Annotated in this window: 7 protein-coding genes; 4 read left to right on the forward strand and 3 right to left on the reverse strand. The window is 70.3% G+C overall.

Annotated features, from left to right (window positions below; all coding sequences use genetic code 11):
- Window positions 1-516: 516 nt before the first annotated feature.
- The 4 genes from ACVCAG_RS03225 to ACVCAG_RS03240 all read left to right on the forward strand — a co-directional run bounded on the left by ACVCAG_RS03225 (window position 517) and on the right by ACVCAG_RS03240 (window position 5,634).
- Window positions 517-3,210, forward strand: coding sequence for a lectin (locus tag ACVCAG_RS03225; RefSeq protein ID WP_440081770.1), 2,694 nt, complete (start codon window positions 517-519; stop codon window positions 3,208-3,210).
- Between the two features lie 310 nt (window positions 3,211-3,520).
- Window positions 3,521-3,706, forward strand: a complete 186-nt coding sequence (locus ACVCAG_RS03230) for a hypothetical protein (RefSeq protein ID WP_440081769.1) — start codon at window positions 3,521-3,523, stop codon at window positions 3,704-3,706.
- Between the two features lie 278 nt (window positions 3,707-3,984).
- A complete protein-coding gene (locus ACVCAG_RS03235; RefSeq protein WP_440081768.1) occupies window positions 3,985-4,746 on the forward strand; it encodes an NlpC/P60 family protein in 762 nt (253 codons plus the stop codon).
- 51 nt (window positions 4,747-4,797) lie between these two features.
- The gene (locus ACVCAG_RS03240) at window positions 4,798-5,634 is read left to right on the forward strand and encodes an LLM class flavin-dependent oxidoreductase (RefSeq protein WP_440065308.1); all 837 of its coding nucleotides are present in this window, start codon (window positions 4,798-4,800) and stop codon (window positions 5,632-5,634) included.
- Here the strand turns inward: ACVCAG_RS03240 and ACVCAG_RS03245 are convergent.
- From ACVCAG_RS03245 to ACVCAG_RS03255, 3 genes are all read right to left on the reverse strand, one after another.
- Window positions 5,631-6,878 (reverse strand): hypothetical protein, encoded by a 1,248-nt coding sequence (locus ACVCAG_RS03245; protein WP_440081767.1) that lies wholly within the window; start codon window positions 6,876-6,878, stop codon window positions 5,631-5,633. The genes ACVCAG_RS03240 and ACVCAG_RS03245 overlap by 4 nt on opposite strands.
- 127 nt (window positions 6,879-7,005) lie before the next feature.
- Complete coding sequence (locus ACVCAG_RS03250; RefSeq protein ID WP_440082172.1) at window positions 7,006-9,987, reverse strand: bifunctional [glutamine synthetase] adenylyltransferase/[glutamine synthetase]-adenylyl-L-tyrosine phosphorylase; 2,982 nt, start codon at window positions 9,985-9,987, stop codon at window positions 7,006-7,008.
- 262 nt (window positions 9,988-10,249) lie between these two features.
- Window positions 10,250-10,960, reverse strand: a complete 711-nt coding sequence (locus tag ACVCAG_RS03255) for a glutamine amidotransferase-related protein (protein ID WP_440081766.1) — start codon at window positions 10,958-10,960, stop codon at window positions 10,250-10,252.
- Between the last annotated feature and the right edge of the window lie 256 nt (window positions 10,961-11,216).

The following is an 11,216-nucleotide window of genomic DNA, read 5'->3' on the forward strand; positions in this document are numbered from 1 at the left end:
ACTATTGCGAGACACCTTCGTTAATGGGACATTACCCCCAGACATCATTCGGCATACGTCATACGTTACGAGATGGTAACGCCACGTTTGCCACGGATTCTTAGGGCGTGTCATGAGGAGACCTCTCGCCGGCGGCGACCCTCGTCAGCGCGGTGCCGGGGCGGACGGCCAGGGCTTCTTCAGTACCGGCGAGCTCGTCCTTCGCGTACCGGAGGGCACATGAGCCGTCTGTGGCGAACGCTCGGCGCGCGAGACCGGCCGGCACCGCCCATCCCGCGGCAAGGACATCCGGTCTCACCGACAAGTCCGCCGAAGCCCGCGCTCTGCCGGCGATCGCCGCGCATGGCGTGAGGGCGGCCGGCCCCTCGGCCCGGAAAGATGCACGGCCCTCCGATCGATGTCCCCAACCGCAAGACAGGCGCCGCGTCCGCGCGATGGCACACCCCGACGAGTCCTGCCACGGCGGGGTGATCGCGCGGCGAACACTCTGCTCGGAACCAGCGAAAGGAACAGAGCGTGAAGTCAGCCTTGTCCACCACCGGGAAGGCGTTAGCGGCGCTCGCGGTGTTCGTTGCCGCCGTGCTGCTGCCGACCTTCGCAGGTAGTACCCCGGCCTCGGCAGCGGTCCAGGCGACCTACTACGTCGCCCCCGACGGCAACGACGCCAATCCTGGAACGATCACGTCACCGTTCAGGACCCTGCAGCGCGCGAGGGACGTCGTTCGTACGGTGAACGCCAACATGACAGGCGACATCTACGTGTATCTCCGCGGGGGCAACTATTCGGTCAGCAGCACGATCGACTTCACGCCGGCCGACTCCGGCACGAACAATTACCGGGTCATATACGCCGCGTACCAGAACGAGACGCCGATCCTCAGCGGAGGCGTTCAGGTAACCGGATGGACGCAGCACAGCGGCAACATCTGGAAAGCCCCGCTGAACCGGAGCAACAAGCTCCGCGCGCTCTACGTCAACGACAAGCGGGCGTACATGGCCTCTAAGACAATAGGATCGGCGGGGTGCACCGGAACCTACAACATCACGGCGGGGCAGGCGTCCTGGGCGTGGGAATCGGGTTCGCAGTGCGCGGGAGCGAAGTACGGTCTGAATGATTTTCCGGCCATCGCCGGCAATCAAGACGACATCGAAGTGGAGACGGGGACGACCTGGACCACGGCCATCGTGGGAGTCCGGCAGGTCACCTCTGACGGCACGAACCGTATCGCTCAGTTCCAGCAGCCGGGAGCGGCCATCGCCCAGGGCGCCTTCAACGGGAACGCCCAGGTCGGCGGCACCCACAAGGTGATGAACGCCTACGAGTTCCTGGACACGCCGGGCGAGTTCTTCTTCGACAAGACGAGCCGGACGGTGTACTACTACAAGGCGAGCTCCGAGAACATGGCGACCGCCACGGTTTTCGCACCGAACAACGTGTCCACCATTCTCAAGGTCGCCGGCACCTCCACGAGCGCTCGCGCCCGGAACATCACGTTCTCCGGCCTCACGGTCCAGCACTCCGACTGGAACCTGTTCAACGTGGCCGGCTCGGCGTTCAAGCAGGCCCAGCAGGGCAATCTCGGCGCGCAGGCGTATGCCAAGCAGAACTTCCACGTCTATTACTACCGCAACGTCGACATGGCGCCCGGCATCATTCAGATCGACAACGCCGACGGGCTCGTCCTGCAGAACAACCGGGTACAGCACACCGGCGTCGACGGAATCAACATGGTCAACGACGTGGTGAACACGCAGTTGATCGGGAACTACACGAACGACATCGCCGGATCCGCCATCGCCGTGGGCCACCCCCAGCATGTCTACATCGGGGACCACACCGCGACGAATCGCGAGAAGTATCCCGCTCAGGTCGAGGGAGCGCCCAAGAACATCGAGATAAAGAACAACTACATCTACGACAGTGCCGTGTTGTTCAACGGGCACAGCCCCATCTCGGCGTACTTCGCCGACGGCCTTTCCATCAAGAACAACCGCATCGAGAAGACCCCGTGGTCCGGTGTGACGCTCGGTTGGGGCTGGTGGAACTTCGACGGCTCGTCAGGCTCGATCGCGCCCAACCGGCCGACCACCACGGCGAAGAACAACACCATCAGCCACAACCACTTCATCGACACGGTGCAGCGCCTGAGTGACACGGCTCCTGTCTACACGCTGGGCAACCAGCCGGGAACCACGATCACCAACAACTACATGCAGGGCGTCCCGTCCGGTCACAAGTACGGGCTCCACCCGGACGAGGGCTCGGGGAACATGACCTTCCGCGACAACGTCCTGAGCGTGGACAAGAACATCACCTGGCTCATCAACTCCGACGACTTCGGGCGCAAGCACGACCTGAGCATCACGCAGACCTACGGCCCCATCAACAAGGTCTCCAACAAGAACCTGCCGAACAGCACGATCCAGGACATCCTCGTGTCCTCCGACTACGTCTGGCCGTCGCAGGCCTACGGCATCGCCGTGAACTCCGGGCTCGAGGACGCGTACAGGAACATCATCCCCCAGAGCAATCTCTCCCTGCCGGACTACGTCCTGCCCGCCAGCACGTTCGTCGCGGCCGGTACGACGTCGATTCCCATCCGGAGCGCCGGGGACGCGAGCAAGTCGGTCTGGCTGGCCCCCTCGGGCACGACGTCCTTCACCGCCGGCAACACGATGACCAGGGCGACCGGAACCGCGACCTCCATCGCCGTTCCGACGTCGGCCGGTGAGTACCGGCTCTACGTCGTGGACGCCCAGGGGAACCGGTCGGCCGAGTCGAAGTCGCTCGTCAGGCAAGGAAACGGCGGCGGAAGCGGCCAGACCGGCACGATCGTGGGCGGCCAGTCGGGTCGATGCGTGGACATCAGCGGCGGCGCCGCGACCAACGGCGCCCAGGCGCAGCTGTGGGACTGCAACGGCGGCACCAACCAGCGGTTCACCTACACCTCCGGCAAGCAGCTGCAGGTGTTCGGCAACAAGTGCCTGGACGCCTACGGGCAGGGCACCGCCAACGGCACCCAGGTGATCATCTGGGACTGCAACGGCCAGACCAACCAGCAGTGGAACCTCAACTCCAACGGCACCGTCACCGGTGTGCAGTCCGGGTTGTGCCTGGACGCCAACGGCGGCGGCACGGCCAACGGCACGAGGGCCATTCTGTGGGCGTGCAACGGCGGCGCGAACCAGCAGTGGAGCCTGCGCAGCTGACGTGAGGTCTCTACCGGGCCGCGGACGGTCATACGCGCACCGTCCGCGGCCCACCCCGCCGATGGCCGGGATTCCGTCCGAAGGCGTTGCGGCCCCCGTACGAGACGGGGACGACTTCGAATTTTTCCCTGTGAAAGTCTTTTGAACCGGGACGATCCAGCCTGCCCAGAAGGTGAGCGTTAGGTCGGCCTACGGCTGGGTGTGGCCAACACCGCATTCCCTCCCGGCGTTAGATCATCGCCGGACGGGACAGAGAGGTAGGGCCGGACACCGACGCGTCCGGCCGAGGACCAGCACCTGGAGGTTGTGCATGCTTGCTCAGACCACGCGGAAGGCGGCACTGGTCGCCGCGACGGTGGCGGCGCTCGTCGGCCTGGTCGGCGGTTGCGGGGGCGGCGGGGACGACGACGGGGACGACGGTCCCGACGTCGTCAACACGACCGGCCCCGGCGTGGACGACGACGGCGGCACGGACGACGACGGGGACGACAACTGACGGCCGCCCCGCGAGGCCACGGGCCGGTTGCGCCTCCACATCGCGCCCCGGCACCACCGCGACCCGCGTGCCCCGCACGCGGGTCGCCGCATGTCGCGATGCCCGCCACCCGCTCGTCCCGGCCGTGACGGCCCGATCCTCCGTTTCGAAGTCCTGAGGCCACGATCGGCGATTGCCACCAAGCCCTCACAATGCGCGTCAAAAGCACGTACGCCGCGCATCACCGACTTATTGGGCAGACTGGTCATGGCTCACAGGGACCGACCAGGCGAGGTGACGTGGCGGCGCTCCGGGACGAGGAGGCGTATCTCAGGCCTCCCCTGGCCGGGGAGCGGCATTCCGTCCCCCGCAGACCCCTCGAACCCCTCGAACGCTACCGGTTCCCCGGACGTCACGGTCTCTCCCGGCTCCTCTCCGGCCTTCCCTGGCTTTCCGGTCCTCCCGGGCGCCACGACCCTCATCGGCGCCGCAGGCAGGCCGCGGCGGCCGTGCTCCTGGGAGCGTTCCTCCTCCTGAGCGCCTCCGCCTGGATACCGACCCGGCCCGTCACCCCCAACCGGATCACCGCCATCGCGTACGCGATCGAGGCCGGGCAGCACCAGCCCGGCTGGTGGGGTGGGGAGATCCCCTACTCCTGGGGCGGCGGCCACGACAAGGACCCGGGCCCCTCCCTCGGCACCTGCCAGGGCTACCGGGGGTCGATCAAGCCCTGCCCGGCCACCAGGACCCTCGGGCTCGACTGCTCCGGGCTCGCCCGCTGGGTCTACCACCTCGCCTACGGGCGCGACGTGCTTGGACCGGGTAACACCGACGACCACGTCAAACGACTCAAGAAGATCCCCGCCGCCATGGCGAGGCCGGGGGATCTCGTCTTCTACGGCAAGGTCGGCAAGCGTAAAGTCAGGACCCACCACGTCGGCATCTATGTCGGCCAGGGCAAGATGATCAATGCGCGGAGGACCGGGACCGAGGTGCGGATCGATCGCGTAGCGGCCGTCGACGACCTCGCCGGCTACTTCCGTTACACGAGGACCCTCTGAGGTCCCGCGAAAACGGCACAGCGGGAACCCCCGCCGTTCACTAGGAGAGATATGCGCCTGGGCGTCATGTTCGACCGTGACCTTCCCCCCGAGTCACTCATCCCCTTCTGCCGCCATCTGGACGCGGCCGAGGTGGACGACGTCTGGGTGGTGGAGGATCTCGGCTGGACCGGGGCCGTCTCGTCGGCGGCCACCGCGCTCGCCGTCACCGAGCGCCTGCGGGTGGGCATCGGGATCACCCCGGCGCCGCTGCGCAACCCGGCCCTGCTCGCCATGGAGCTGGGCAACCTGGCCAGGCTGCACCCGGGCAGGCTCGCGGCGGGCATCGGGCACGGCGTCCAGGACTGGATGCGCCAGGTGGGCGCCCTCGCGCCCTCGCCGCTGGCGTTGCTGGAGGAGACGATCACGGCGGTGCGGGGGCTGCTGCGCGGCGAGACGGTCACCCTCCAGGGCAGGGCCGTGCGGCTCGACGGGGTGAGCCTGGTGCATCCCCCCGCCGTCGTACCGCCGGTGCTGGCCGGGGTGGTGCGACCCCGCTCGCTGGAGCTGTCGGGACGGGTGGCGCAGGGCACGATCCTGCCCGAGGGGGTCGGTCCCCGGCAGATCGAGGACGCCCTGAAGCTGACCGGCGAGGGCGATCACGAGATGGTGGTCTTCGTGAACCTCTACCTCGGTGACGACCCCACGGTGGTCACCGCCCTGGCCGAGGGCACCGCCGGGTTCCTGAAGGTCGCCCCGGAGGAGGTCGTGATGGCGGTGGGCTCTCCCGAGGAGGCCGCCGACCAGGTCAGATCCCTGTGGGAGGCGGGTGCCCGCACGGTCGTGGTCCGCCCGTACGGACCGGACCCGCTCCCCCAGGTCGACCTGCTCCTGGGAGAGCTCCGCTAGGAGCGGTCGCCCCGGACGCCGGTGAGGCGGCGCAGGACGTCCCACCAGAACGAGGCGCCGAACAGCAGCGCGACCATGGTGAGCAGGTAGCCGGGCCAGTGCCCGGGAGCGATGAGCCGGTCCCACCAGGCTCCGCCGTTCCAGTGGAAGGACGGATCGGCGGAGCCGTCGGGCGGGATCGTGATGCTCACGATCGCGTGATCGAAGATCTTGACCAGCGCCGGGGAGCTGAGGGACTCGGTCACGCACTGGTACGGCTCGGCGAGGCCGATCTCGCCACCGGCGCACTTGTCCTTCAGCGCGGCGTACCCGTCCCCGCCGCCGCCCGCGATGGCGCTCACCCCCGCGCGGTAGGCGTTGTCGCGCAGCAGGGTCTTGCCGTACTCCAGCGCGTCCATGCTGAACGCCAGCGTCAGCACCACGCCCAGCGCGAACACCACCCACTTCACGTAGCGGGCGTAGAGCGTGGACAGGCGCTGCATCTCCCCGTTGAACCAGTCCTCGACGCCCTTGCGGAACCTCGGCAGGTCCCGCTGGGCGCCCTCCCAGACGCCCTTGAGGTGGCCCGCGAGCGGGCTGTTGATGGCCTCCAGCTTGGCGAGCAGGCCGTCGATCCCGCCCTCCTCGGCGGCGACCAGCTCCATCACGGCGCCGGAGAACCGCTCGGGCGGGATGTTGGCGATGCTGGTACGGGCGCCCTTGGGGTGGTCGATCTCCTGCAGCCGCTCGTACAGCCGCGCGGTCATGTCCACCGGCGGCGCGAGCCTCTCCGGCGCTTCCCCGGCGCCGGGCCCGCCGCCCGCGGAAGAGCCGGGAGAGCCATCGGTGCCCACCCCCTCGGCGGCCTCCCCCGCGGCGCTCTCCGGGGCGATCCCCTCGGCGACCTCCTCGGCGATCTCCTCCGAACCCCTCTCCGCGGCCGCCTGGGCGGCCAGGACCGTGGCCGCGTCGACCCGCATCGGCTCGACCACCGCGGGCGCGGGGTCGGAGCTGTGCACCGGGCGCGGATCGTCCTTGGAGAAGGGCAGCTTCGCGAAGACGTCGGCTATCTTCGACGGGATCCACGACCTGCCGTCCTCCGAGCCGTCCAGGGTGTCCCTGAGGTAGGCCCACAGGAACTTGCTGCGGATCCCGAGCAGCCGGACGAAGGCCTCGTTGATCCCGCTCACCAGGAGCGACAGGAGCAGAAAGGCCAGGATCAGGCCGATGGCCAGATCAATGTAAACGGATATCAAATGGATCACCCGGACCGTTGATACACGGACGCCCCCGGTGGCGCAACGCGATCACCGAAACAGGTCGGTTTTCGTGACCGGGAGGACGCCCGCGCGAACGGGCGCGGGCGCGCGGGTCAGTCCTCGTAGAAGCGGGTCAGTCCTCGTAGAAGACGCGCTCCACGACCCGGCGGGCGCGGCGGGTGGCACGGCGGTAGTCGTCCACGAAATCCTCCGTACCGTCGGGCGGGTAGCCGAGGGCGCGGGCGATGAGCGTGCGCTCGCGGGCGTCCACCGGGATCGCGTCGGAGGCGCGGCCCCTGACCACGACGATGGCGTCGCGGATGCGCGAGGCGAACCGCCACGCCTCGGCGAGCACGGCCTCGTCGGCCTCGGACAGCAGGCCCTCCGCGACCGCCGCGCCCAGCGCCTCCAGGGTGCGGGTGGTCCGCAGCGACGGCCGTGACCCCGCGTGCCGGAGCTGGATGAGCTGGGCCACCCACTCCACGTCGGACAGCCCGCCGGGACCGAGCTTGGTGTGCAGCGCGGGATCGGTGCCGCGGGGAAGGCGTTCGGCCTCCATCCGGGCCTTGAGCCTGCGGATCTCCAATACGGCCGCGTCGGAGATGCCCCCCTCGGGGTAGCGCAGCGGATCGGCCAGGTGCAGCAGCCCGACGCCGAGCTCGGCGTCCCCGGCGGAGAAGCGGGCGCGCAGCAGCGCCTGCGACTCCCACGGCGACGACCACCGCTCGTAGTAGGCGGCGTAGGAGGCCAGGGTACGGACCAGCGGTCCCGCCTTGCCCTCGGGGCGCAGGCCGGGGTCGATGAGCAGCGGCGGGTCGGGGGCGGGCAGGGCCAGCAGGCGACGCAGCTCGTTGGCCACCTCGAACGCCGTCTCGGTGGCCTGACGCTCCGGCACGCCCTCCAGCGGCGAGTGCACGAACATCACGTCGGCGTCACTGCCGTACGAGGACTCGATCCCGCCCAGGCGGCCCATCGCGATCACCGCGAACCTCGTGCCCAGCGGGGTGCGGCGCTCCATCTCGACCTTGTCGATCGCGGCGTCGAGCGCGGCCTGGATCGTCACGTCGTTGAGCCCGGACAGCGTCTGGCCGACCTCCTCGATGCCGATGATCCCGGAGAGGTCGGCGACGGCCGTACGGAACAACTCCCTGCGGCGCAGCGCCCGGACCGCGGCCACCGCGCCCTCGGCGTCCCCGGGATGGCGGGCGACCACGGTCCGCGCCTCGGACAGCACCGCCTCGACGGGCCTGGGGGCCAGTTCCGCGTCCGAGCCGAGCATCGCGACCGCCTCGGGGGCGTTCATCAGCAGTCCCGTCACGTAGCGGCTGGTACCGAGCATTCTGGCCAGGCGCGACGCCACGGCGGTCTCGTCGCGGAGCAGCCGCAGGTACCAGGGGGTGGAGCCGAGCTTGTCGGAGATCTGGCGGAAGCCGAGCAGGCCGGCGTCGGGGTCGGGGGCGTCGGCGAACCAGCCCAGCATGACCGGCAGCAGGGTCCGCTGGATCGCGGCGCGGCGGGAGACCCCCGTGGTCAGCGCGCTGATGTGGTTCAGCGCCCCGCCGGGGTCGGCGTAGCCGAGCGCCTCCAGCCGGGCCTTGGCCGCGGCCGTGGAGAGCCGGGCCTCCGACTCGGGCAGCCGGGCGACGGCCTGCAGCAGCGGCCGGTAGAACAGCTTCTCGTGCAGGCGCCTGGCCTCCATGGCGTGCCGGCGCCACCTGGTGGTGAACTCCCCCACCGGGTCGGCGGTCATGCCCAGGCTCCGGCCGAGGCGGCGCAGGTCGGCGTTGCCCTCGGGCACCACGTGCGTGCGGCGCAGCCGGTGCAGCTGGATCAGGTGCTCGACCTGGCGCAGGAAGGTGTACGCCTCGGCGAGGGCCTTGGCGTCGTCCCTGCCCACGTAGCCGCCGCGGGAGAGGGCGCCGAGCGCGGGGAGCGTGGCCCGCCGCCGCAGCAGCGGGTCGAGGCGGCCGTGGACGAGCTGGAGCAGCTGCACCGCGAACTCGATGTCGCGCAGCCCGCCGGGCCCGAGCTTCAGCTGACGGTCGGCCTCGCCGCCGCGGACGTGGGCCTCCACCCGGCGGCGCATGGCCTGGACGTCCTCGACGAACTTGTCGCGGGTGGCGGCCTGCCAGACCATCTCGTTCATCGCGGCCACGTACTGCTGGCCGAGTTCGGCGTCGCCCGCGACCGGCCTGGCCTTCAGCAGGGCCTGGAACTCCCAGGTCTTGGCCCAGCGCCGGTAGTAGGCGAGGTGGCTGGCGAGGGTGCGGACCAGTGGCCCGGCCTTGCCCTCGGGGCGCAGCGCCGCGTCGACCTCCCACAGCGCGCCCTCGGGGGTGCTGGTCGAGCAGGCGCGCATCATGCCCTGGGCCAGCCGGGTGGCGAGCTTGATGGCCGCGTGCTCGTCGAGGGAGCCGCCGGGTCCCTCACGCGGCTCGGCCACGAAGACGACGTCGACGTCGCTGATGTAGTTGAGCTCGCGTGCCCCGCACTTGCCCATGCCGATGACGGCGAGCCGTACCGCCCCCGCCTCGGGGTGTTCGGACCTGGCGACGGCGAGTCCCGCCTCCAGCGCGGCTCCGGCCAGGTCGGACAGCTCGGCGGTCACCCCGGGCAGCGAGACGACCCCGGTGACGTCGCGCGCGGCGAGGTGGAGCAGGCGGCCCCGGTAGGCGGCGCGCAGCGCCGACAGGGTGGCGGTGGAGGCGTCCGTGGCCCTCGGCTCGGGGTCGTCCGGCTCGGCGCCGACCGCGAGCAGCAGCTCCGCGCGGAGCTCCTCCCCGCTCGGGCGGTCCGCGTCCGGTGCCCCGCCGAGCAGGCGCCAGTGGTCCGGGTGCCTGACGACGTGGTCGCCGAGCGCGGCGCTGACGCCGAAGACGCCGAGCAGCCGCGTGCGCAGGCCGGGGTCGGCCCGGAGCGCTCCGAGCACGCTGGGATCCTGCTCGGCCAGCCGGTTCAGCGAGGTGAGCGCCAGATCGGGGTCGGCCGCGGCGACCAGCGAGGTCAGCAGGTCGATGTCACCGACGGCCTCGGGACCCAGCTCGTCGAGCAGTCGCTCGGCCCTGGCGCCGTCGGCGAAGCCGAGCCTCGCCAGGCGCCCGGCGGTCGTCTGCATCCGAGGCACGGTTTCCACCGACCCTCCATGTTCCTCGATCACAAGCACGGGTGCCCTTCCTCAGTCCCTACCCCGAGCGATCAAAGGTGCACGCTCCCCGCGGTCGCGTGGACCGCGGTTCTCCCGGCGGGTGAGCGGGATCGGCGCGATCTGCCTCCGGATCCCCACCCTGGCCCGTGTCCCGGGCGTTCGGAGCGTCGCCGCACAGGCTAATCCTGAAACTGTGCGGCGTCGTTAGCGGATTCGCACCGTAATCGCGCGGTCACGCGGTTTGGACGGCCCCGGCGACCGCGGCGAAACGCTCGGCGAGCGGCTTCCACGCGGCGACCAGGCCGTCCTCGCTCTCCTTCACCCGCGCGTTGAGCTCCTCGACCGAGTGTCCCAGGCCGGTCAGCGCGTCGGTCGAGCCGGCCGTCCAGCCGACGAAGATCTCCGGGGTGGCCTCGGGATGGAACTGCACCGCCCAGGCGTTCTCCCCCAGCCGGTAGGCCTGGTTGGGGTACGGGTCCCCGGTGGCCAGCGGCACCGCGCCCGGGGGGAGCTCCGTGATCGCGTCACGGTGGTACTGCACGGCGGGGGAGGGGCCGAGGCCGGCGAACAGCGGATCCGCTCCGGCGGCGGGCAGCGGGACGACCTCGGTCACGCCGACCTCCAGCCCGTGCTGCCCGCGCCCGACGGCACCGCCGCAGGCGAGCGCCATGAGCTGTGCCCCCAGGCAGATCCCCAGGGTCGGCACGCCCTCCTCGACACAGACGCGGATCAGGTCGCGGGTGGCCGGCAGCCAGGAACACCGCTCGTCCTCCCAGGCCGCCGCCTCGCCGCCGAGGACGATCAGCCCTGCGGCGGCCCGCTCGGGCACGGCCTCGCCCAGGTAGGGGCGGACGACCTCGCAGACGGCTCCGGCGCCGGACAGCCATCCGGCGAGGAATCCGAGTCCCGCGTCGGCCTCGTGCTCGATGACGGTGATTCTCATACGGCAATTATGGGCTTATATGGGCACAAGGCGGTCAGAGGCGGCGGGGCACGGAAGCCCTCCGCGCTTCATGTCGGCCGTGGACATTGACCTCGGGCACGGGCACCCGCCACCTTGGCATCAGCCCCGCCGGAACAGGAGGCGGGGCTCCATCAGATTCTCCCGAGGGGGCCGTCGCCTTTAGGCGACGGGGGAATCGGGAGCGGGAGGGCCGTCAAGGCCCGAGCGTGCCCTGGCCGGTCAGGTCTGCGCATGT

The sequence above is a fragment of the Streptosporangium sp. G12 genome (assembly GCF_052983175.1).